Below are 24,553 nucleotides of genomic sequence, written 5' to 3'. Positions count from 1 at the left end.
GGTAAAAATTATGCTCAATAGTTCATTTAAAAAAGACTTTTTATGGGGAGCTTCCACAAGTGCTTACCAAGTAGAAGGAGCCTATAATGAAGATGGAAAAGGCCTTTCTGTTCAAGATGTGAAAGTTATTCCTGAAGGTACGTCAGATTTTACAGTTTGTAGTGATCATTATCATCATTTTAAAGAAGATGTGAAGCTTTTTTCTGAATTAGGGCTAAAAGTATATCGTTTTTCAATAGCTTGGACTCGAATTCTTCCAAATGGTACGGGAGAAGTGAATGAAAAAGGTATTACATTCTATAGCAATCTTATTGATGAATTGCTGAAGCATGATATCGTACCGTTAGTAACGATGTATCATTTTGATTTACCGTATGAATTAGAGAAAAAGGGTGGATGGAGTAACCGTGCTACCATCGATGCTTTTGTTACATATTGCGAAATCCTTTTTGAACGTTTTGGAGATCGGGTTAAGAATTGGTTAACAATTAATGAACAGAACATGATGATATTACATGGACAGGCTGTTGGGACATCGATAGTATCTCAAAAAGAGCTATATCAGCAAAATCATCATATGCTTTTAGCGGAGGCAAAGGTAACAAACTTATGTCACAAGATGATATCTGATGCGAAAATTGGTCCAGCACCAAATATTAGTTATGTGTATCCGAAAACATGTAAGCCGAATGATATTATTGCGGCTCAAAATTGTAACGCAATTCGTAATTGGTTATACCTTGATATGGCTGTATATGGAAGATATAACAATATAGCGTGGAATTTCATGAAAAGCAAAAATATTGAACCAGTCATTCTAGAAGGAGATATGGAGATTCTATCTAGTTCAAAACCAGATTATATAGCTTTTAACTATTATTCTTCTATTACTGTTAGTGAATATGATGAGAACTTTGTAATTGATGAAGCTGCTGATCAACAAATTGAAGTAGGTGAAGAAGGGTTCTTCATGGGTGACGATAATGAACATCTAGAATTAACCGATTTCGGTTGGGAAATCGACCCAATTGGTTTCCGAGTTACATTAAGAGAAGTGAATGATCGTTATAACTTGCCAATTATCGTTACAGAGAATGGGATAGGTGCTTACGACAAAGTAGATGAAGATGGATCAGTGAAAGATCACTACCGAATTGATTATTTGAAAAAACATATTGAACAGATGGAATTGGCAATTGCAGATGGAGTGGATGTAATTGGTTACTGCCCTTGGGCGGCAATCGATTTAATTTCTACGCATCAAGGTTTTAGAAAAAGATATGGTTTTATTTATATAAATCGCGATGAAGATGATTTAAAAGATTTAAAAAGAATAAAGAAACAGAGCTTCTATTGGTATAAAGAAGTTATTTCATCAAATGGAAAAGAACGATAACATATAGTTTCAAAATTCACATCATAGAGTGCGTACCTCAAGGGAAAATTATTTATTTTGAGGTGCGCACTTTTTTATGAAAAACAACTGTACCTCTCATTAAATGGAAAATAAAAAAGTTTGAGCCGAAATGAATACCATCAAAATGTACGAAAGAAATATGTATATTTCCTACACTATGTATATACAAAAACTTTTTGGATATAGATATAATTTATTTACAGAATATTAAAAAATTTATTCAGGAGGTAGAAGAATGGCGATTCAAACAATTGGTATTGTCGGTGCAGGATCTATGGGGTCTGGCATTGCAAATTTAGCCGCATTAAATGGGTTTACAGTTATTTTACATGATATTGAAGAGCGTTATTTAGATAATGCAATACAACGTATGAATGGTTTTATGACTAAGAGTGTTACAAGAGGAAAGATGACGGAAGAAGATAAAGAAAAGGCGCTTGGCCGAATTCGACTCACTACAACTTTAGAAGATATGAAGGATGCGGATGTAGTTATTGAAGCCGTATTAGAAAAATTAGATTTGAAGAGGGAAGTGTTTGCAGCTCTAGATCGAATCGTTCCTGAAGGGGTTATACTTGCAACGAATACTTCATCTATGTCTATAACAGAGATTGCTTCAGCAACGAATCGTCCAGAACGTGTGGCGGGCATGCATTTCTTTAATCCCGCACAACTTATGAAACTTGTAGAAGTTGTTCGTGGTTATCGAACGAGTGATGAAACAATCGAAGAATTAAAAGCGCTATCTAAAAAACTTTCGAAAGAACCAGTTGAAGTAAAAAAGGATTCCCCAGGATTTATTGTGAATCGAATTATGATTCCGCAATTTATAGAGGCAATTAAATTGCTAGAAGATGGCGTTGCCTCTGCAGAAGATATTGATAAAGCTGTTACACTCGGTCTTAATTATCCGATGGGACCATTTACACTTCAAGATTTTGCAGGTGTAGACATTGGCTATCATGTGATGGAGTACTTCAAAGAAGAATTAAATAATGATCAATACGCGCCGCCGCTTCTTTTAAAACAGCTAGTTAGAGCAGGTAGACACGGTAAAAAAACAGGTGCAGGTTTTTATGATTATGAATAAAGAATGGGGGATTAAGTTATGAATTATGAGTTTTTAATTTGTGATATTGAAAATAAAGTTGCGATTGTTACGATTAATCGACCACCTGTAAATCCGTTGAATACACAAGTGTTTCATGAACTTTCCAGTCTATTTGGCGAACTAGAGGAAAATGAAGAAGTACGAGTAATCGTTCTTACAGGAAGCGGAAGGAAAGCATTTGTTGCAGGCGCTGATATTAATGAAATGGCAGCACTTGATCTTGTCGGTGTCAACAAAATGAATAAGACTTCACGAACGGTATTTAGCAAAATTGAAAATATGTCAAAACCAGTTATTGCTGCGATAAATGGATTAGCTCTTGGTGGTGGTTTTGAACTTGCACTCGCATGTGACTTACGCATTTGTTCGGATCAAGCAAAATTCGCCTTTCCAGAAGTAGGACTCGGAATTATTCCTGGGGGCGGAGGTACACAGCGTCTTCAAAAGATTGTCGGCCAAGGTATAGCGAAAGAATTACTCTATTTCGGAGATATGTTTGATGCGCAGCGTGCGTTCGATTTACATATTGTCAACAAGGTAGCACCTGCGGAAGAGTTGTTTGAGTCTGCAAAGGAATGGGCGTATAAATTAGCAAAAAAACCACCAGTAGCACTTCAAATGTTAAAAACGGCGGTAAATGTAGGCAGTAATGCTGACCTTGAAACAGGCTTAATAATTGAAAGCACCTGTTTTGGAAATGCTTTTGCAACAGAGGATCGTAAAGAAGGATTACAAGCATTCGTTGAAAAAAGAAAACCAGTTTATTTAGGGAAATAATGAGGTGAATGGGATATGAAAGAGATTGTTTTATTGGAGGGAGCTAGGACTCCGTTCGCTGAAATTTCGGGATCGTTCAAAGGATTAAATGCAACAGAATTAGGGGCAATTGCCGCTAAGGAAGCAATACGAAAAGCTGCTATATCTGCTGAAGATATTAATCAAGTTGTATTTGGTAACGTTCAGCAATCTAGTAAAGATGCACATTTATTGGCAAGGCATGTTGGATTAAAAGCCGGAGCACCTATTCATGTCCCAGCTTTGACGATTAATCGTCTTTGCGGAACTGGTGTTGAATCTATTTTAACGGCAGCTCGTTATATTCTTTGCGGAGAAGCAGACGTTGCACTTGCCGGAGGAACTGAGAACATGAGCCAAGTTCCGCATGTAATACCTGGAATGAGATGGGGAAGTCCACTCGGCGGTCCGGCTTTAGAAGATTGGTTATGGGATGGTCTTTATGATACGTATGGTAAATGTACGATGGGAGAAACAGCCGAGAATTTGGCTGCAAAATATAATTTAACGAGAGAAGAAGTAGATCAGCATGCACTCTCTAGTCATGAGCGAGCTCTTTTAGCAAGGGAAAAAGGGTATTTAAAAGAAGAGATTGTTCCAGTAACAGTGAAAGGAAGAAAAGGAGAACAGATCATTGAAGAAGATGAGCACATCCGTCATACGAGCCTAGAAAAATTAGCAAAGTTAAAACCCCGTTTTGCAGAAAATGGTGTAGTAACTCCTGGTAGTGCAAGCGGAATGGTGGACGGTGCAGCGGCGGTTGTATTAGCATCTAGTGATTATGCAAATGATAGAGGATTAAAACCGATTGCTAAGCTCATTTCTTGGGCTGTTGTTGGAGTAGAACCGAAGTATATGGGAATCGGACCGGTGCCAGCTATTCAAAGTGCACTAGAAAAAGCGAATCTAACTTTAGCAGACTTAGATTTGATTGAAATCAATGAAGCATTTTCTGCGCAGTACTTAGCTTGTCAAAAAGAATTAGGGTTCGATCTTGATAAAGCGAATGTAAATGGAGGGGCAATTGCGATAGGGCATCCACTTGCTGCGAGTGGAACAAGAATTTCTCTATCCTTAATTTATGAATTAAGAAGAAGAAATAAAAAGTATGGGGTATCCGCTGTTTGTATTGGCGGAGGGCAAGGAATTGCAGCGATTTGGGAAGCGTTGTACTAGAAAAACCAGGGAGAGTCCTTCCTGGTTTTCCTACATCGTTTGTCCTGCTATAAGTATGGGATAAAAAATGCGAGCTAGTAGGTAAGACGATAGAAAGTGAGTGAGAGAATGAAAAAGAATAGGAACTTATTAGCGGTGTATGAGCTGTTAGAATCTGTTACTTCATCTTATGGTGAAAAAGAAGCGATATATGATTTAACGAGACGAATTACATACAAACAATTGAAAAATGAAGTAGATTGTTTGGCTACTGCATTTAAGAGACTAGGAGTAAGTAAAGGCGACCGTATCGCCGTATCTCTACCAAACTGGTCTGAAACAGTAGTAATCTATTTTGCGGCAGCAAAATTAGGAGCGATAATCGTTCCTTTTAACCCCAAATATAAATCATATGAAATTGAATATATATTGGAAAGTTCAGCTCCAAAGCTATTAATAGCATCCGGAGAATTCGAAAAGAATTTTGGTTTTGAAAAAGTACTTACTATGGTACAAAAAGCTATTACAGTAAGGTTTCCGCAAGAGAATCTCAGTTCCTATGAGGAGTTAATGCGTACAGAAACAAAGGATATTGAACAAGTAAATATAAATGTGAACGATGATTTGTTTTGTATATTATATACGTCAGGAACGACAGGAACCCCAAAAGGTGTAATGGTTACACACCGTGCCGTTGTACAATCTGCACAAACGATAGGAATAGAGCTGCATTGTACACAAGATGATGTATTTATTATTTCAGCACCACTGTTTCATATTTTCGGTATGGCAATTAATATGCTTTGTGCAGTAGCGATGGGGGGACGAATGATACTACAAGAAAAATTCCGTCCGCGAGAAACTTTACAATTAATTGAACAAGAAAAGGTAACCATCCAAAAAGGCGTACCAACAATGTTTATAAAAGAACTAGAATTAGAGGATTTTGATAAATATGATTTATCTTCATTGCGTGCCGGATTAGTTGGCGCCGCACCTATTCCGGCAAAAACAGTGACGGAGATACGAGAACGGATGGGTATTAACCTTTGCCAATCATTCGGAATAACTGAAACGGTTTCTATTACGATGACCTCGTATGGTGATACAAAGCAGAATATAACAGAAACTCTTGGAAAGGCTATCCCAGGAGTAACATTGAAAATTGTCGATGAAAATAGAGTAGCGCTCCCGCCCGGGGAAGTGGGAGAAATCGCAGTTAAGGGATTTGGAGTAATGAAAGGTTATTATAATATGCCTGAACAGACAAAACAGGTTTTGGATAATGAAGATTGGTATTATTCAGGAGATTTAGGTACTCTTGATCACCAAGGATATTTAAGGTTTGTAGGGCGAAAGAAAGAGATGATCATAAGAGGTGGGTTAAACGTTTATCCACAGGAAATTGAAGCAGTCATTATGAAACATCCAAAAGTAATCGAAGCAGCAGTTGTAGGTCTTCCAGATAAAGTGCTCGGGGAAGTTGCATGTGCGGTCATACGGTTAAAAAATGGAGAAGTAAGTTCAGAAGAAGAAATGAAACTCTACCTTAAAGAGAAAATGGCAATTTATAAACTACCAGAGAAAGTGATCTTTACTGATGAATTCCCTGTAACAGCAAGTGGGAAAATTCAAAAGTTGAAACTGAGAGAACAAGTATCTTCTAATATTAGTCCAACAGTTTAATAGATAGGAGGCGAGGGCATAATGGAAGAGTATGCTTTTCAAGTAAGGTGGGGAGACACTGATGCTGCGGGCATTGTGTATTATCCTAATTTTTATAAATGGATGGATGAAGCAACTCATGAATATTTTAAAAAAATTGGTTTTCCTTCAGTCGAACTTTACGAAGAACAACAAATTGGTTTGCCCTTACTAGAAGCAAAATGCCAATTTAAGTCACCTCTTCGTTTTGAAGATCAAGTAGTTGTGAAAAGTACTGTGAACGAATTGCATAATAAAGTTTTTACAATTCAGCATGTTTTTGTAAAAGGTGAACGGGTTGTGGCAGAAGGTTATGAAACTCGTGCATGGACTTCTTTCAAAGAAAAAGCGAAAGCGCATCCAATACCTGAGGATATTCGGAGGAAGATGATGCCGGAGATAAAAACGGTAGAGAGTTAAAGAAGAACAGGCAAGGATATCATAATGGGAAATTGTTAATAAAGGGGAGATATTGATGGGAAAAGAAAAAAAATATGATGCCATTGTTGTTGGTGCGGGCCCAGTAGGACTTGTAGCAGGACTTGCATTACAAAAGAAGGGGATATCAACTTTAGTAATAGAGGCAGATTCATTCGGGAGACCACGCCCAGGAAGTAGAGCAATCTATTTGCATAGTGCTTCGTTAAAACTACTGGAGGAGACTTCAGAAGGCCTTGGCTTCACACTTGCTCATAACGGAATTATTTGGCCTGTAAAACGAACGTTTTATAAAGGGAAAGAAGTATATGTACGAAATTACGGTAAGGATGAAAGCCTTAATTATAACCGATTGCCTCATTTCACAGCTCTTCATCAAGATGAGATCGAAAAGCATATGTATGAGGCATGTATAAAAGCAGGCGTTGAATTCCTTTGGGATGCTCCAGTTAAAAAGTTACACATTACAGACTCTGGAGTAGAACTTACAATCACAAATGACGAAATCTTAAAGGCGCAGTATGTAATTGGATGTGATGGAGCACGTTCAATCGTAAGAGAGCAAGCGGAATTAAAGTTTGAAGGTCCGCGCACAGCAGATACTTTTATCGTCGTAGATGCGAAAGAAGATGAAACAGATCCACTTCCTTTAGAAAGAATATTCCATTACCAGCATCCAGCAATGGAAGGAAGAAATGTAATGTTTGTTCCGTTTAAAGGCGGATGGCGCATTGATTTACAACTGCTTGAGTCAGATAATCCAGATGATTATACAAATATTGAAAGTGCTAAGAAATGGTTGCCAAAAGTTATGGATGCTAAGTACGCTGAGAGGATTACGTGGGTGTCTTCCTACCGTTTCCATCAAGTAGTGGCAAATTCATTTACTGACGAAAAACGTCGTGTTCTTCTAGCTGGAGAAGCAGCACATTTATTCGCCCCATTCGGAGCACGTGGATTAAATTCTGGAATTCCAGATGCTGTTCTTGCTGCGAGAGGTATTGAGAAAGCACTACAATCTAATTCTGAAGAAGAGCGGGTGTACGCGATTGAAGCAGCTGCAAACGAACGCCGAATTGCAGCTAAATGGAACCGCGACGCTTCAACTACAGCTCTTTATCACCTTCAAGGGAATTCTCCTGAAATGAACATGAAACGCGACATTGCTGCCTCGATGGTATCTATCGTTCCGAGGCTTGGAAGATGGCTTGATGAGGGACCATATGGACCGAAATTTGGACCTCCTGAACTGACAACGAAATATTAAAATTATAAAAATAATTAGATGAGTAACGTGAACAAGATGAAAGGAGCGATAAGAAATGGTTTTGTCTCAATTCATGAATGAAGAAAAGTATGGTTCTCATGCCCGTTCTACAAATGGAATGATTGAGCGGTTAATGACGATGAACTGGTATAGGAATATTGGACAGCAAAATCTAGAGGCTGAGAAGAAAATAGATCAATTTATGAGTTCTCTAAACGTTAGTGAATATGAAATTAAATGGATTTCAAGAAAACAATTACATGAGACCATTGGGCGGATTTCATTTGAAGGTAACGCTTTATGGGGGGCACTAGCAGAAGTGCCAGATCAATTGAAAGAAAAAATTGTACGTGTAGGTAACGAAAAACTTCTTGTAGATGTAATAGATAAAGTACCAGAAGCAATCTTTCATGGTGTTTATAAACAAGCGTTCGAAATTTTAGGAGAGGAAAAAATAGTGGAATTTCTCGTTGGGCATGCGATGTACGTAAGTGTTCTTGCATGTGCTGCTGAATTAGCTGAAGAAAAAAATGTATTTCTCCCAATTATAGAGTTAATAGAAATGGGACATGTACCACTTGGTCCAGAAGGAAATGCTTTTTATCTTTTATAACAAAGAGTAGGGCCGGAAAGTTATACGTTACTATCGTTCAGGGTAGAATTTTCATTCATTTAAAGGAAAGGGAGATTACTATGAAACTTGTTACTTTTACACGTAATGGAGAAACGAGAATTGCTGCTTTAGAAAACGGGAAATTGATTGATTTGCATGCTGCTTTTAAAGCGAAATTGACAAGCGAAGGAAACCTTAGGGCCGCTCAAATTGCAGAGGCGTATATACCAAAGGATATGAATGGATTTTTACAAGGTGGAACGGAAAGTATGAATTTAGCAAAAGATGCGATCGCTTATGCGCTTATGAAAAACCATGGAGATAAATTGGTATTTGAAGAAGGTGAAGTGAAAATAGAAGCTCCAGTACCTTCGCCAGGAAAAATTATATGTGTAGGTCACAATTATCGTGAACACATTTTGGAAATGAAACGCGACTTACCTGCATTTCCAGTCATCTTTGCGAAGTTTGCCAATACAGTAATCGGTCCAGAAGATGATATTCCACATTACCCGATTTCTGAACAACTAGATTACGAAGCTGAATTTGCTTTTGTAATCGGGAAGCGTGCTCGAAATATTTCAGAAGGAGATGCCCTCCAATATGTAGCTGGTTACACAATTGCGAATGATATTACTTATCGTGATATTCAGCGCCGTACGATTCAATGGCTTCAAGGTAAGACAGTTGAAGGAAGTGCTCCAATGGGACCGTGGTTAATTACTTCAGATGAATTAACGAACCCATCTGGCTTGGAAATTGTCTTAACAGTGAATGGAGAGACACGTCAGCGATCTAATACTGCTAATTTAGTATTCTCGGTACAATATCTCGTTTCGTTTTTATCCGGTTTAATGACACTAGAGCCAGGGGATGTCATTTTAACAGGTACGCCAGGTGGGGTAGGTGTTGCACGTAATCCGCAAGTATTTCTTAAAGATGGAGATATCGTTCGTATTGAAGTTGATGGAGTAGGCGTACTTGAAAATAAAGTAAGACAAACAGTAGAGGTGCCAGTACTATGACGAAAAGCTTGCAAATCCACGCAGCCGAATCTGTTTATGAATCAATCGATAAGATCAAGACTATTGTTAAGTCTTTGCCAGAGGAAATCATCTATTGGAAACCTTCAGAAGATGAATGGTCAATTATGCAAATTATTACACATGTAGCGGAAGCTATCCCGTATTGGGCAAAAGAAATTAACAATATTAAATTAAACCATGAAAACGTATGGGGCCGCGGTTTAACAGATGAAGTACGTCTACAAGCAGTATCAGAAGAGAATATAAACAAAAAATCTATAGAAGAAGTCATAGAGCAGCTGTCTTCTATACCACTAATCATAGAAAATGTACTAAACACATTAACAGACGAAGAGTTAAATATTCAGGCTCCAAGTCGTAATCCTCGTTTCAACAATAAGCCGATTGACTTTATCGTGAATCACCTCATCGTAGAACATACAGAAAAGCATTATAAACAAATCGAGCGGAATGTACTTAAATTTAATGAGCAATAAAGGGGGCAAATAAAATGGCGGAAAAAAATGCTTTTTTTGAAAGTACACTCGTACAAGATTTCAATCGTGATATAGAACAATATCATCTCGGACCACTTTGGAACGCGATCCCAGATTTAATGAAACATACACCTGAGCCTCATGCACAAGCGTACCTTTGGAAATCTGAATTGCTTCAAAAGAAGTTAACAGAGGCGACGCAAATATTTACACCAGACCGCGGGGGAGAACGCAGGGCCATCTACTTTCAAAATCCTGGACTTAATTATAGAAAACCTTGGGGATGGGCATCGACCACCCAAACGTTATATGCAGCGGTTCAATTGATACAACCTGGAGAAACCGCTCCGTCACATCGGCATGTTCAAAATGCGTTACGTTTCGTCATGGAAGGAGAAGGGGCTTACTCAATTGTGCAAGGAGAGCGTATTTTCATGGAACGAGGAGACTTCTTAACAACTCCAAATGGACTGTGGCATGGACATGGTCACACAGGTGACAAACCGATGATTTGGATGGATTGCCTTGATATTCCGACCATTTATTATCTCGGCGGTACGTTCTTTGAGCCGTATCCAGAAAAAATTGAACAGCCAAACGTGCCGGACAATTATACTGCTCAGCGTTATGAAGGTGGAATGGTTCGACCGATTTCCGACCGATATGTAAAGAAAGCTCCACTTAGTTCTTACAAATGGTTAGGGACGGAAGCAGCGCTTAACGGATTAAGTCGTTTTGAGCCAGATGCTTATGATGGTTATGCTGTTGAGTATATAAACCCATCAAACGGTGAAACAGCGTGTCCAACGATTGCAGCTTGGATGCAAAAATTGCCGAAGGGATTCAAAGGAAAAGCACATCGTCATACGCATGCATCAATCTATCATGTGCATGAAGGGGCAGGATATACGATTATTAATGGTGTTCGCTTTGACTGGTCGAAAGGAGACTTCTTTGTTGTACCAAACTGGGCATGGCACGAACACGTTGCGCTAGAAAATAGTTATGTATTTTCAACAAATGACCTGCCTATTTTAGAAAAGTTCGGGTTAGAGCGGAAACAGGAATATGAGAACAATAATGGATATCAAACAATCACAGGAGAGTTTGAACCAGCTCTACCTTAATATTGTGTAAAAAAGTGCCCTCTAGTAAAGAAAATATCATACAAGAGGGCACTTTTTCTATTTGTTAATTAATAAGCCTTCAAAACATGAAGCAAATAATCCTTACGATTCAGCGGATTAAAGTCAACACGTTTTCGAGTAGGGAAGGAAGCCTGCAGCTTTGTGAAACCAGTTGGCTTTGTTATAAAGATACCTTCTCCTTCAGTAAATGAATGGAGCATTCGTTTAAAATTCTCTGTTTTCGCAACAGGTAATGATCCTGTTAAATAGTAAGAGTCATTATAGAATATAGGCTCTGCGAAAGTTGCTGGAATGGCAGCTAGTTTATACATTGCGGTACTAATTGCGTGCTCTGGAACAGTTAATTCAAATTCGTTTAATGGTTCATATACACATGTTTCAGCTTGCTTTAAAGCAGCCATTAATACGAGCGGTGTTAAGTTTCTAAAGTCACTCGCTGTTGTAACAGGGCTTGCATAACCAGTATGTGTTAACGTGACGATAATATCAGTAACTTCCCATCCAAATAAACCTTGTTTTAACGTTTGAAATACTGTATCTTCAATCGCTTTATGAAATGCTAAAGGTAGTGATCCAAGTTCAACGCCTAAGTTATACGTAATACCAGAGTTAAGCACACCACGTTCCACTTTGAAGCCGATTGTTGCGTAAAAAGGATTCTCTTTTTCACTCATTACTTCAACGCTATTCCCTATGCCAATTGGTTTTTCAATACATACAACTCGCGTATTTGAAAAATTAACTTGTAAATTGTATTTTTCATAAAGTGTTGTTTCGATAACTTCTTTTTGTACTTCACCGAAAAGGCGAATGTATAGTTCATTATGAACATCGTCTTTCCACACTTTAATGAGTGGATCTTCTTCGCATAGCTCCATAAGTGCAGCGTATAAATCATGAATTTGCTCTTTAGGAACTGCCTCGATTGCTGCTTCCATTTGCGGTTCGGCAAAGTAAATGTCTTTAATATAATCTGTCCGTTCACCGATAATATCACCAATTTTAACATTCGTAAGTCCCCACACTTTGCAAAACTCTCCACTTTGAACAGTAGAAGCTTGAATTGCATTTCCATTATGAAATATGCACATTTTTTTAATCTTTTCTTTATGTGACAGAGACTCACTGCGCTGAATATCAACATATTTTCTAACGTGTAAACAACCAGAAAAAACTCTTACATAAGCAATCTTTTCCCCAGAAGATTCGCGTTCAATTTTAAAAACAACACCGGATAATGTTTCATCTTGTGCCGATTTAGTAGTTGGAATTAAGGCTGAAATATTTTCAAGTAGTTCAGTTACACCTATACCTGTCATTGCTGAACCAAAAAAGATAGGAAACACATTTGCTTGCTGTATTTGCTTTTCGAGTTCTTTTCTTAATAGTGCGTCCGGTACTATTTCGTTATTTACATATGATGCAAGCAATGATTCGTTATATGGTGCTAATCGTTCAATACAATCGTCATATGACTTATATTCAATAATACGAGCTTCCTTTGTTCCTTCGTTCTCTACAGAGTAGAAGGGGAATGCATCCTTTGAAAGAATTGCTTTTATTTGTTTCACAACTTTTTCAGTATTTGCGCCACTACGGTCTATTTTATTTACAAATAAAACAGTCGGTATGTTTAGTTTCTGTAGTGTTCGCATTAAAATCTTCGTTTGTGCTTGCACACCTTCAACGGCAGAGATAACTAAAATGGCACCGTCTAAAACGCGGAATGATCGTTCCACTTCAGCGATAAAATCAGCGTGTCCGGGTGTATCAATGACATTTACTTTTAAATCATCAATAAAGAAAGAAACGACAGATGCTTTAATTGTAATTCCGCGTTGTCTTTCTAATTCCATTGAGTCAGTTTGCGTATTACCACTATCTACTCGGCCAACTTCTTTAATCACATTCGTTTCATAAAGAATACGCTCAGTCAAACTCGTCTTGCCAGCATCTACGTGCGCGACAATCCCTATATTTATTGTTGTCATATATAAATATCCTCATTTCATTTTCCATTTTTATTTCCTCATTTCTATTTGTGTAGTGCCGCATTACAATCACTCTCCAGTCATTTAAATTAGTACTATTATAATGCAATTAACATTTTTTGTAATGTGACAAAGCGCCTTAATTTGGAAAAATAAAGTGAAACTTTAATCAGTGGGAGTTTTTCAACCCACTGATTATTAGTTGAACCAATCGGGCTTTTACGGGCAGTGGAGCTCCCACCTAACTTCCTTGTTTTCGAAAATTTTGAGAGGGAAGCCTTACTGCCCGTTAAAGCGGGGTAAAAAGAAAACAAAATGCTTGCATTATAAATCGATATAGATTATATTAATTGACATATCAACTATTGATGCATCAAACGTTTTTGGTTTGGATGTAAAGGAGGGGTAATTTGACAAGTTCATGCTCAAAAGAAGCAATAATTTTATATAAATTACACTTCCTCAATAAAGAAGTAAGTTCGAAGTTTGAAGGTTGTACGGGTATGAGTCAATCTAGACTAGAGCTTATACTTCAGTTATATGAAGTAGATGAAATTAGTCAAAAAGCACTTCAGCAAGAAGTGAATATTGATAATGCCGCGATTACGAGGCATTTAAAACAGCTGGAAGCAAACGGAATGATTACAAGACGTAAAAATCCAGATGATAACAGAATTACGTTAGTTTCTCTTACAGAAGAGGGGCGAAATAAAATTCAAGTGTATCAAGAGGAAAAAGAGCGTTTCGCCACTTCAGCATTTAAAGGATTAAGTGAAGAAGAGCGCGACAATCTTTTAACGATGTTAGACCGCATTCAAGAAAACATAAAAGAATTATAAAAAAGGGAGAATACAACTATGACTAACTCAGTAAAAACAAATGATTTTAACGAAATTTTAACAGGACGTCGTTCAATTCGTAAGTACGATCCTTCAGTGAAAATTAGTAAAGAAGAGATGACTGAAATTCTTACAGAAGCAACACTTGCACCATCTTCTGTAAACATGCAACCATGGAGATTCTTAGTTATTGAAAGTGACGAAGCAAAAGCAACACTTGCGCCACTTGCGAAATTCAATCAATCTCAAGTAGAAACATCTTCAGCAATGATCGCTGTATTTGGTGACTTAAACAACTTTGATAACGCAGAAGAAATTTACGGTACAGCAGTAGAGCGTGGTTTAATGCCAGCTGAAGTAAAAGAAGATCAAATGCAAAAACTTTCAGGTTACTTCTCAATGGTTACACCAGAAGTAATGAAAGATACAGTTTTAATTGATGGTGGTCTTGTAGCAATGCAATTTATGCTAGCAGCTCGTGCTCACGGTTATGACACTTGCCCAATTGGTGGATTTGAAAAAGACCAAATCGCAGAAGCATTCGGATTAGATAAAGAACGCCACGTACCAGTTATGTTAATTTCAATCGGAAAAGCTGCTGACAGTGGTTATCCATCAGTACGTCTTCCAATTGAAAAAGTTGCTGAGTGGAAGTAATTTTATACAAATAGAAATAAGTGAGATATGAGAGGGGAAACACCATGATTATTATTCACGCAATATTTCAAGTGAATCCAGAAAAACAACAATCATTTTTAGAACAAATTCAGCCACTCATCCATGGTTCAAGAGAAGAAAGTGGAAATGTATCTTATGACTTATATAAAGATACAGAAAAAGAAAATGTTTATACGATGGTAGAAGTATGGAAAGATGAAGAAGCAGTTGCGAATCATAATACGAGTGAACACTTCACATCTTTCGTTAGTAAAGCAGCACAATTTTTAACTGCTCCGCTTGATATAAAAGCTTATAATGGAACGTTAGTAAAATAATATGGTGAAAAAGATGACTTTAGCAAAAAGCTGAGGTCATCTTTTTTTGTATAAGTAGAAGCTAATTTCGGTACAGTTATGTTGAAATAGAAGTTTTGCTCTTATCTTCAATGACAGTGGTGAATTGTATGTTAAATTCGAACATTCGGTTTATTAGGATATTTTTCCATGGTATAATTTTCTAGAAAATAAAAGGTAGAGGGGAGTAAGTGATGGGAGAATTTCAAAGTAATTTGCATACGGCAACGCAACTTGCAACGAAAATGAGAAATGCTTCAGATAGAATGCAAAGTGCTACTAGTCGCACTATAAATAAGGCAACGCGTACTACACTATCTGTGAACTTCAAAGCACAAGAAGCAAATCAGCAAAATTTACACATTACGAAACAATTTTGCGCTGCTTTTCAACAGACGATTGATAATATCCATTCCGTAGCAAATGAATTTGAGAAAATGGATAACGGACTTCAAAAGACTTTTCAATAATGTAACAGCCTACGTAAAGGGGAAAAGGTAGGGAGAAAAGATGAGTCAAGAAATTGAAACGAGAATCAGTCAATGTAATCAAAAATTACGAAGTATATTTGAAGAACAAAATGAAAACCGAATTGCGCTGCAAAATCAAGACCGAGCTGAGGCTAGTTTTTATGAATGGAAAAATCGAAGCAATCGTTTATTTAACCGAATACTAGAAACTTGGCATGGTGACAAAGAAGTATTTCACCTTTTTACGAATATGCGGCAAGAGATCGGACAGTATGAAAGAAAACTTACATTCGAATTAGAAAACGAAAAAGAGACGTTGCTTAAAGAAAAACGGCATCTCAGTGAGAAAGAAAACGACCTTTCCTATGAACAGCGGCAACTACAAAGGGAGGTCAATACATGAGTTTAAACATGTATTTGGGAGAAGTACAAAGTCAAACTCAAAGTATGAACGCTATATGTAATGCTACGATTCAAAGTATGGAACAAGCTATTCAATCTATTGATGCCTTTGCGGTAGATACAGTATTACAAGGACAAACATACAGTAGTGCAAAAGCCTACCTTGTCCAAACATTTCGGCCATTAGCGCAAGGAATCATATGCTTATGTGAAGAATTAATTCGCCAAAATAAAGCATTCCCAAACGAGTTCCAAGCGAAAGTTGCTTCAACAGATGTGATTGAACAAGAAATAAGAGAACAAATACGGGGAATTAATCAATCGATTACAAGTATAGAAGCAATAGAAGTACTTACACCAATGCCCGGAGTAGGTGCAATTGTAACGGTATTAGGTGCAATGAGAAAAAAACTGGAAGAAAAACTAGAGCATTTATATGAATTCAATCATTCATCCAGCAGCAACTACAGCACCGCCCTCCAATTAGCAGCTAGCATCACAGCCGGACTCGCTGAAGTGCAAAGCGGGAAAGGATTTAGTTCTGTGAGTGGGACGTTTAGTACAAAAGGGTTGAATATGGATTGGGTGAGTTCTATTCAGGGGATTATGGAAGTACAAGCTCGTCAAAACGAGCTGAAAGAAATTAATTTGCAAGAACAACAATTGAACTTACAAGAGCAGGAAGACGATAGATCATGGCATGAAAAAACAGCCATTTATGCTCAATCATTTTTGCATGGAGTTATCGAATTTTTTCAAGGTGCTGGTGATGCAGCACTAGAAAACTTTGTTGGACTACAACCGCATGAGAATGATAAATTAGAAAGTAAGACAACTTACCAAGCTGGAAGGTTGGCTGGAAATGTTATATCAATAGCTGGGTCCATTGTAGAAATGTTTGAAGGTATTTCGCTTATAGGCGGATCTAATTTCTTAACTTTCGTGGCAGAAGTAGGAACTGGTGGGTTAGCGTCTCCAATTGTTATTCCACTAGATATAGCTGCAACAGCTACTGGGGCTAGTCTTTTTGTACATGGTGGATTTGTTTGGGATAAATCGATTCAAAATGCTAAGGATACTATTCAAAAAATCCAGTCTTCTGGTGGAGGTACGGGTAACGGTAAACCTAGCAGTAGCAAAAATACAAATGTAGATGATTTTGATGCAAAAATAGCTACAAATAAGCAAAAAGGTAATTATGGTGAAATAAAATCAAGTGACAATTTATTGAATAATCAAAGTTTAAAAGAAGCTGGATTTGATTTAAAGCCAGTCGGAAAAAGTGCACCGTCAGGCATAAATGATAAAATAGTAAAAGGAATTGATGGATTATACGAAAATACAAATGCAGAATCAAAGATCAAATATGTTATTGATGAAGCAAAATTTGGCAGTTCACAATTAGGGAAAACTAAAGATGGACGACAAATGTCAAATGATTGGTTGAAAGGTTCTGAAACTGGAAAAAGTAGAATATTAAAAGCTGTTGAGGGAGATGAAGTATTAGCTGAACAGATTACGAAAGCATTGCAAAAAGGTAAAGTTGAAAGAGTATTATCAAAAGTTGATAGTAGTGGAAAGGTTAAAACGTTTAAGATAGATTCTAAGGGTAACATCGTTGGAGAATGGCCATAAGCTAGAAGCTAGGAGGAATTAAATAGAATGAGAGATCAATTATGTATAGAAGAAAAATGTAAAAGGGGAATAGAATATCATAAAGAGTTTATTGAAGAAAATAGAGAAGAAATTAAAAGTTTAGAAGAAGATGAAAAAAATGGTATTCAAAGATATCCTAATGATAACAAAAGTATTATATTAGAAAATCATTTGTCGAATTTTATACATGAGATGAACGATATTAGGGCGATGTATTCTTTAGGAGAAGACATAAGTACAATGGAAGCATATTTTTATAATGCATTGGATGATTTAGAGTATACAGGTACTCACAAAATTGGATATATATATATGCTGTGGGTGATTTCCTTAGGGATTCTATTAGAAACGGATAAAAAGAATATAGAAAGATTAAAAAAGATAGTTGATAAAAAAAATATGAACGACGCAGTAATTGATTTCCTCGTATGCGCTAGTGATATCGGATACACAAAAATGACGAATAGATATTATAAAGACAATCCATATGCAAAAACGAGAGAAATTATAGAACTTGCACAAATAGATAAAAAAGAAGCATCTAAAAGATTACAAACGTATATGGAGAAAGAATGGTTTAAAGGCCATTATGATTATGAATGGAAAAATGCACATAAAGAACCTGGATATGTAGGGTATTGGAGCTTTGAGACAGCTGCACTAGTAAAGATACTCGAACTTGATGATATAAGTTTAAAAGATAATAATCATTATCCATATGATTTGGCGCATTACAAAAATGAAATGAAATTTAAGCATATAGACCTAAGTGAATATCACTATGAAGATGAGACAGAAGAAATCGTGGATATAGTAGAAGGAATTGAAAATAATCCTGCATTGGAAAACATTATTCCGCCAAAATGGCATTCATTGGTCAATGAATTGATTCATGATTATGAGAATATGGATGATAGTAGTTTTTATGAAAAATACAAAAAAACGATAGGAATAGGTCAAGTGTGGTTCTTACCACAAGAGTATGAAGAAGAAAATGAGCAAAAGGATCTATTAGGAAGTTTAATTGTGTTTGCCCTTACCGTAAGAGATTATATATTACAACTGGACTATAAAGAGGATTTAGAGGATTACATTGATAATCTTAAAAATTTCTGGAATGGATCAGAAACAAAGTTAGTTCAATTTATTTTAGAGAATGATCAAAACTATTATGCATGGGTACCGGAAGGAGTAAATATCCCAAATATGTATGAAGTAAAGATAGAGAGTGTCGATGTAGAGGAAGTTCTATAACGAGCAAATTAAAACATTGTGCATCATGAGTAACGCTGAAAAACTAAATTATAAGGAATTTAATGAATAAAGAGATTGAAAATAGTGGTAGTTTGGAGAATCCAACTGCCACTATTTTTCTGTTTACGAATGGTTCTGTAAATTAAGGAGAGAGTTTAAATGAATTCAATCATACGTCCAGCAACAATTACAGCACCGCCCTCCAATTAGCAGCTAGCATCACAGCCGGACTCGCTGAAGTGCAAAGCGGGAAAGGATTTAGTCCTGTAAGTGGTACGTTTAGTACACAAGGGTTGAATATGGATTGGGTGAGTTCTATTCAGGGGATTATAGAAGAAACAGCCCGAAAAACCGATCAGTCAATTAAGGATATAGAAACAAATAACATAATTGAGGAGAAATCTCCGGTTAGAAATGCTTGGGACGATACGGCAGACAGTATAGTTGGCATGTTTGAAATAGTGAAAAAGATGTGGGAAGCGACTCAAAGAGGATCTGGGAAAGCTATTGGAGATGAAATCGAGTCCGCAGTAGCTTTAAGTAATATGGATATAGGAACTTTTATTAATGTAACCTATGCACTTTTCCATTTGGATGAGACTGCAAAAAATATGTGGCATGCATTTTCAAATAAAATAAAACGAGATATGATAGATGGAGATGCAGAGAGCCGTACTGAATTGTCTACTTATATATTAACGCAAGTAGCTACCGCATTTTTGGGCGATAAGGGACTAAATAAAATCGGTCATGTCGCAAAAGGAGCAAAAGCATCAAGTGGAATAAGTACAATTGCGAATGCAGTAAAACTAGCAAAAGAATTAAAGCCTACGCTTGAAATGTTACAATCATTTAAGAGGGATGCTTCTTATGCATTCTCTAGTGTTGGTGGAACTATCATAACCAAAATACCACAAGGCGAATTAATAGAAGCTTATTATAAGTTTGCGAAGTCTAAAGATGGTGGTAAGGGTACGGGTAATAGAGAGGCTGAAGTTCCACCTGCTTTTAGACAAACCGATTTTGCTAGTTCTTATGAAGCAAGGTATAATCAGACACCTTCACCAGTTAATTCGAAGGTTGAATTTGAAGGAATCAGAGGAGAATCTTTAAGTACGCCTAAACCACCACCAGACCCTATATTGAAACGTATATTAGATGAAGCTGGGATTAAAGGTATTCAATATAAAAATGGAGTTCCTGATTTTTCGCCAGTATCAAAGGCGCAGGTAGAAATCAATTACATGGTAGGTGGCACTGCTGGATATGGATCAGCAGCAAGACGTCTTAATTTTACTCAAGCTGATGAAAAATTGGCTGAGCAATTGAATAATTCTCCTGAATTAGCACGTAAGTTTGGGATGGAATCTGGTGGAATTACATGGAAACAAATAGAGAAATATCGACGTGCAAATAAGTTAACTTGGCATGAATTGAATGATGTAAAGATAGTGCAACTTGTACCAACAGAGATCAACAGCAAATTTGGACATCTTGGTGGAGTAGGTGAAATCAATGCAGGAGCGTTTATGCCAAATGGATTTGCTAGTAAACAATAAAGGAGATATATATAATGAAAATAAATGATGCAGTTTTTGGCGAACTTGAGTTTAATAATTATGATTGGATTGGATATAAAAACATTGAGTTTTTTGGGAACGAAGTTAAGGTGGCGTTAATAGTTAGGGGAGAAGATGATGGTCAGTTTGAGGAAGAACAATATATGGCATATAATTTTTTAATAGAAAGATGGCAACAATTACAACAAAGTATTTTGGAGCCTATATTAGATTATTATAAACAAAAAAGATATGAACTTGGTTACGATGTTGAATCTAACGAAAATTATCCTTTAATAGAAACAGTTACTCAAATTCCTGAAAAAATAACTTTATCTGGAATTTTCGTTCCGGATAATGACCTTATCGACTTTCTTGATATCGGACTTACGTTGGACTGTACATGGGATATGGAAAATGGATTAGGCCTTTGTCTTGTGAAAGGTGAAGTAACTGAGGTAGGTTATCAGGACGTTGTACTTTAAACTTTGAAGCCTATTTTTATAGAGACAATAAAATTGTTTTTTTAGTCATTCGGAATATATGGGCTGATTGAATTAAGGTATAGTTGAAGTGTACAAAAAAAGAAAAGGTCATTTTGAAGTACGCACTCCATGATGGTTGTACCATCATAGAGTACTACGTGCAATGATAGAATAGAAAAAGAAGTACGAGCTTAGGCGAGATGAGATTTTAATGAGTGATGAATAAAACGCATGGAATGTATATGAAACTAACGAACTCGTACAAACTCGTAAGTTTTAACATAGTATTTGTCATGATGTATAAAAGGTGTCATACTGTTACTACAAAACTTACAAATTTATGCTACTTAAAAACATATGAACTTAAAGCACTTGATTGTCAATTAAAGGCAACAAGTGCTTTTTTGCGTTTTAGGATAGAAATGAGTAGACACATTCATCAATATTCACTTACCAGAATAATAATTCTTTATCACTTATTTATGTTCTAATTTATTTTGCTAGATTTTTGGATCAAGGAAAGAATTTTTCGAAGAAGAAGTTTTTTAGAATTGTATATTTTAATGAACCATGTTATTTAGCTTTAAGTAAGTGAAGAGAAAGTTACAGGTGGAGTAGAGCCAATAAAAGAGACCTCATATTTGAGGTCTCTTTTATTGGCTCTATTAAAGAAATTTTCAATTAAACATTGGTATGAAAACTAACTATTTATGCTTTTGAGTATATGGATGTCGATGTAGAGGAAGTTCTATAACAAGTAAATCAAAAGTGTATAGCATTTATAGAAGCTTTTTATAAGTTTGCGAAGTCTAAAGATGGTGGTAATGGTAAACCCAGCAGTAGCAAAAATACAAATGTAGATAATTTTGATGCGAAAACAGCTACAAATAAGCAAAAAGGTAATTATGGTGAAATAAAATCTAGTGACAATTTATTGAATAATCAAAGTTTAAAAGATGCTGGATTTGATTTGAAACTAGTCGGCAAAAGTACACCATCAAGCATAAATGATAAAATAGTAAAAGGGATTGATGGATTATACGAAAATGCAAATCCAAATTCAAATATTAAATATGTTATTGATGAAGCGAAGTTTGGTAGTTCAAAATTAGGGAAAACTAAAGATGGACCACAAATGTCAAATGATTGGTTGAACGGTTCTGAAACTGGAAAAAGTAGAATATTGAAAGCTGTTGATGGAGATGAAGTATTAGCAGAAAAGATTGCGAATGCATTGGAAGATAGTGAAGTTGAAAGAGTATTATCAAAAGTCGATAGTAGTGGAAACGTAAAAACATATAGGTTAGATGAAGAAGGAAACAACATTGGAGAATGGCCATAATTTAGAAGCTAGGAGGAATTAAATAGAATGAGAGATCAATTGTGCATAGAAGAAAAATGTAAAAAAGGAATAGAACTCCATAAAAAGTTTATTGAAGATAATAGAGAGGAGATTAGAAGTTTAGAAGAAGATGAAAAGAATGGTATACAAAGAAAGCCTAAAGATAATATAAGTATTATAGAAGGAAGATATTTAAGGAATTTTATACATGAGATGAACGACATTAGAGCAATGTATTCTTTAGGAGAAGACATTAGCACAATGGAAGTATATTTTTATAATGCAATGGATGATTTAGAGCATACAGGGACTAGCAAAGTGGGTTATATATATATGCTTTGGATAATTTCTTTAGGAATTTTGTTAGAAACGGATAAAAAAAATATAGAAAGATTAAAAAAGATAGTTGATAAAAAAAATGTGAATGATGCAGTAATAGATTGCCTCTTATGCGCTAGTGATATCGGATACACAAAAATGACGAATGTTTATTTTAAAGAAAATCCATATGCAAAAACGAGAGAATTTATAGAACTTGCACAAACAGATAAAAAAGAAGCATCTAAAAGATTACAAACGTATATGGAGAAAGAATGGTTTAAAGGCCATTATGATTATGAATGGAAAAATGCGCATAAAGAACCTGGATATGTAGGGTACTGGAGCTTTGAGACAGCTGCACTAGTAAAGATACTCGAACTTGATGATACAAGTTTAAAAGATAATAACCATTATCCATATGATTTGGCACATTATAAAAATGAAATGAAATTTAAGCATATAGGCCAAAGTGAATATCACTATGAAGATGAGACAGAAGAAAATGAAGAAATAGTAAAAGGAATTGAAAATAATCCTGCATTGGAAAATATTATTCCTCCAAAATGGCATTCATTGGTCAATGAATTAATACATGATTATAAGAATATGGATGATAGTAGTTTTTATGAAAAATACAAAAAAACAATAGGAATAGGTCAAGTGTGGTTTTTACCACAAGAGTATGAAGAAGAAAATGAGCAAAAAAATCTATTAGGAAGTTTAATTGTGTTTGCCCTGACGGTAAGAGATTATATTTTACAATTGGACTATAAAGAGGATTTAGAGGACTACATTGATAATCTTAAAAATTTCTGGAATGTTTCAGAAACAAAGTTAGTTCAATTTATTTTAGAGAATGATCAAAATTATTATGCATGGGTACCAAAAGAAGCAAATATCCCAAATATATATGAAGTGAAGATAGAGAGTGTCGATGTAGAGGAAGTTCTATAACCAGTACATCAAGAGTGTATAGAATTTAATGAAGTAAGAGGTTATAAATAGTGGTAGTTTGTGGAATCCGACTGTCACTATTTTTGTATTTGCATACGGCTATGTAATTTAAGTAGAGTGTTGAAAATTTTCCGGAAAACGAAAAATCATATAAAGAGCATATTGGTCTTGTGTTTAATACAACTTAGATGGGAAAACTGAATCCTCATAGTTGGTTAAATCTTGATGGGTGGGCTAATAGATAAATAATGGGTTATAAACCTACTGAACTTAAATTTGTAGAGGAGGACTAAAAGATGATTAACTGGAAAGATAAGATAGCAACTTTGGTTTTAGTGAAGCAAGAGTTAATGAAACAAGATGTAGAGCAAATATGGCCACATCACTTTCCGGAAATAGGAGCAAGCGAAGAGTATGTGTATGCTCTTGAACAAGAATTGGGTTATAAACTTGATTTAATATATCGAGATTTTCTACAACATGCTAATGGTTGGAAAGGTTTTTATCAAACTGTGGACTTATTTAGTATAGAACAACTGAAGAAATCCGCTATAATGGATCACGCTCAAATGTTATTAACAGTAATTGATGACGATGTTTTAAAAGAAAATGGTGTTTTAAGACAGGAGTTATTACCAATAGCGGTCTCTGAATTGGATAAGGACTTATTTGTTTTATGTTTACCAAATTCACGTAGACCAGGTGAGATAATTTGGTTTGCAGGAGAAAAAATAGATAGGTTTGAGAATTTTGAAGAGTATTTCTTGGCAATAGTTGATTACAATAGAGAAGAAATATTGGCTTTAAAAGGTGATCAACTAAAGGGAGAATTGAATTTGGAAATCTCTGTACACAAAAACAGTTCCTCAAAAAATTAGTGACGAGGCTAATGAAAAAGGGTGTGTTATTTGTGATATTAAAGGAAAGGCGTATAAATAATGGAAAATTATTATTGTGATAAGTGGTCTAATTTACAAAAAACCCTTGGAATAGAATTAATGAGAAGAAAGTAAAAACCTTTTATGAAAATTGTGACCTACATACTGCTGTTTTAAGGAATGGAGAGTAGCAGAGGGATATGTGTGAATAAATTTCGA

Annotated in this window: 22 protein-coding genes and 2 pseudogenes; 23 read left to right on the top strand and 1 reads right to left on the bottom strand. The window is 35.9% G+C overall.

The window, feature by feature from the left end; translation table 11 throughout:
- The first annotated feature begins 10 nt into the window (after positions 1-10).
- The 11 genes from EXW56_RS14485 to EXW56_RS14435 all read left to right on the top strand — a co-directional run bounded on the left by EXW56_RS14485 (position 11) and on the right by EXW56_RS14435 (position 11,149).
- Complete coding sequence (locus EXW56_RS14485; RefSeq protein ID WP_215557077.1) at positions 11-1,396, top strand: glycoside hydrolase family 1 protein; 1,386 nt, start codon at positions 11-13, stop codon at positions 1,394-1,396.
- A gap of 256 nt (positions 1,397-1,652) precedes the next feature.
- Positions 1,653-2,507, top strand: a complete 855-nt coding sequence (locus EXW56_RS14480; protein ID WP_215557076.1) for a 3-hydroxyacyl-CoA dehydrogenase family protein — start codon at positions 1,653-1,655, stop codon at positions 2,505-2,507.
- Positions 2,508-2,525: 18 nt separating this feature from the next.
- On the top strand, positions 2,526-3,305 hold the full coding sequence (locus EXW56_RS14475) for an enoyl-CoA hydratase/isomerase family protein (protein WP_215557075.1): 780 nt from the start codon (positions 2,526-2,528) through the stop codon (positions 3,303-3,305).
- 15 nt (positions 3,306-3,320) lie between these two features.
- On the top strand, positions 3,321-4,499 hold the full coding sequence (locus EXW56_RS14470; RefSeq protein WP_215557074.1) for an acetyl-CoA C-acetyltransferase: 1,179 nt from the start codon (positions 3,321-3,323) through the stop codon (positions 4,497-4,499).
- A 108-nt stretch (positions 4,500-4,607) separates the two neighbouring features.
- Positions 4,608-6,164, top strand: coding sequence for a class I adenylate-forming enzyme family protein (locus EXW56_RS14465; protein ID WP_215557073.1), 1,557 nt, complete (start codon positions 4,608-4,610; stop codon positions 6,162-6,164).
- Between the two features lie 21 nt (positions 6,165-6,185).
- Positions 6,186-6,602, top strand: a complete 417-nt coding sequence (locus EXW56_RS14460; RefSeq protein WP_215557072.1) for an acyl-CoA thioesterase — start codon at positions 6,186-6,188, stop codon at positions 6,600-6,602.
- A 55-nt stretch (positions 6,603-6,657) separates the two neighbouring features.
- Positions 6,658-7,887, top strand: a complete 1,230-nt coding sequence (locus EXW56_RS14455) for an FAD-dependent oxidoreductase (RefSeq protein WP_215557071.1) — start codon at positions 6,658-6,660, stop codon at positions 7,885-7,887.
- Positions 7,888-7,942: 55 nt separating this feature from the next.
- Positions 7,943-8,500, top strand: coding sequence for a hypothetical protein (locus EXW56_RS14450; RefSeq protein WP_215557070.1), 558 nt, complete (start codon positions 7,943-7,945; stop codon positions 8,498-8,500).
- 80 nt (positions 8,501-8,580) lie between these two features.
- Positions 8,581-9,525, top strand: a complete 945-nt coding sequence (locus EXW56_RS14445; protein WP_070139579.1) for a fumarylacetoacetate hydrolase family protein — start codon at positions 8,581-8,583, stop codon at positions 9,523-9,525.
- Entirely contained in the window at positions 9,522-10,022 is a 501-nt protein-coding gene (locus EXW56_RS14440; RefSeq protein WP_071151435.1) for a DinB family protein, read from the top strand. The genes EXW56_RS14445 and EXW56_RS14440 overlap by 4 nt, the downstream gene beginning before the upstream one ends.
- Positions 10,023-10,036: 14 nt before the next feature.
- A complete protein-coding gene (locus tag EXW56_RS14435) occupies positions 10,037-11,149 on the top strand; it encodes a cupin domain-containing protein (RefSeq protein ID WP_215557069.1) in 1,113 nt (370 codons plus the stop codon).
- Between the two features lie 68 nt (positions 11,150-11,217).
- On the opposite strand, the gene EXW56_RS14430 is transcribed toward EXW56_RS14435, so the two are convergent.
- On the bottom strand, positions 11,218-13,161 hold the full coding sequence (locus EXW56_RS14430) for an elongation factor G (protein ID WP_215557068.1): 1,944 nt from the start codon (positions 13,159-13,161) through the stop codon (positions 11,218-11,220).
- 410 nt (positions 13,162-13,571) lie between these two features.
- On the opposite strand from EXW56_RS14430, the gene EXW56_RS14425 reads away from it, so the two are divergent.
- The 12 genes and pseudogenes from EXW56_RS14425 to EXW56_RS14370 all read left to right on the top strand — a co-directional run bounded on the left by EXW56_RS14425 (position 13,572) and on the right by EXW56_RS14370 (position 24,334).
- Positions 13,572-14,000: a MarR family winged helix-turn-helix transcriptional regulator gene (locus EXW56_RS14425; RefSeq protein ID WP_000204168.1), complete on the top strand. Its 429-nt coding sequence runs from the start codon at positions 13,572-13,574 to the stop codon at positions 13,998-14,000.
- A gap of 18 nt (positions 14,001-14,018) precedes the next feature.
- Complete coding sequence (locus EXW56_RS14420) at positions 14,019-14,657, top strand: nitroreductase family protein (protein ID WP_002110573.1); 639 nt, start codon at positions 14,019-14,021, stop codon at positions 14,655-14,657.
- Positions 14,658-14,701: 44 nt separating this feature from the next.
- On the top strand, positions 14,702-14,995 hold the full coding sequence (locus EXW56_RS14415) for a putative quinol monooxygenase (protein ID WP_002110572.1): 294 nt from the start codon (positions 14,702-14,704) through the stop codon (positions 14,993-14,995).
- Positions 14,996-15,207: 212 nt separating this feature from the next.
- Positions 15,208-15,483 carry a TIGR04197 family type VII secretion effector gene (locus tag EXW56_RS14410; RefSeq protein ID WP_002110571.1) on the top strand — a complete coding sequence of 92 codons (276 nt, stop codon included), beginning with the start codon at positions 15,208-15,210 and terminating at the stop codon, positions 15,481-15,483.
- 40 nt (positions 15,484-15,523) lie between these two features.
- Entirely contained in the window at positions 15,524-15,886 is a 363-nt protein-coding gene (locus EXW56_RS14405; RefSeq protein ID WP_215557067.1) for a DUF3958 family protein, read from the top strand.
- A complete protein-coding gene (locus EXW56_RS14400; protein ID WP_215557066.1) occupies positions 15,883-17,520 on the top strand; it encodes a T7SS effector LXG polymorphic toxin in 1,638 nt (545 codons plus the stop codon). The genes EXW56_RS14405 and EXW56_RS14400 overlap by 4 nt, the downstream gene beginning before the upstream one ends.
- Before the next feature lie 27 nt (positions 17,521-17,547).
- On the top strand, positions 17,548-18,795 hold the full coding sequence (locus EXW56_RS14395; RefSeq protein WP_215557065.1) for a PoNi-like cognate immunity protein: 1,248 nt from the start codon (positions 17,548-17,550) through the stop codon (positions 18,793-18,795).
- 149 nt (positions 18,796-18,944) lie between these two features.
- Positions 18,945-20,354 (top strand): annotated as a pseudogene (locus EXW56_RS14390) (HNH endonuclease); the annotation flags it as partial.
- 14 nt (positions 20,355-20,368) lie between these two features.
- Positions 20,369-20,839, top strand: a complete 471-nt coding sequence (locus EXW56_RS14385) for a DUF6985 domain-containing protein (protein WP_215557064.1) — start codon at positions 20,369-20,371, stop codon at positions 20,837-20,839.
- A 781-nt stretch (positions 20,840-21,620) separates the two neighbouring features.
- A pseudogene (locus tag EXW56_RS14380) lies at positions 21,621-22,181 on the top strand (hypothetical protein); the annotation flags it as partial.
- 27 nt (positions 22,182-22,208) lie between these two features.
- Positions 22,209-23,456, top strand: coding sequence for a PoNi-like cognate immunity protein (locus tag EXW56_RS14375; RefSeq protein WP_215596672.1), 1,248 nt, complete (start codon positions 22,209-22,211; stop codon positions 23,454-23,456).
- 296 nt (positions 23,457-23,752) lie between these two features.
- The gene (locus EXW56_RS14370) at positions 23,753-24,334 is read left to right on the top strand and encodes an SMI1/KNR4 family protein (protein ID WP_215557062.1); all 582 of its coding nucleotides are present in this window, start codon (positions 23,753-23,755) and stop codon (positions 24,332-24,334) included.
- The last annotated feature ends 219 nt before the right edge of the window (positions 24,335-24,553 follow it).

Origin of the sequence: Bacillus mycoides, assembly GCF_018742245.1 — a bacterium.
Taxonomy (GTDB): domain Bacteria; phylum Bacillota; class Bacilli; order Bacillales; family Bacillaceae_G; genus Bacillus_A; species Bacillus_A cereus_U.
The sequence above is the reverse complement of the archived record's forward strand: the minus strand, read 5'-3'. Positions and strand labels throughout refer to the sequence as shown.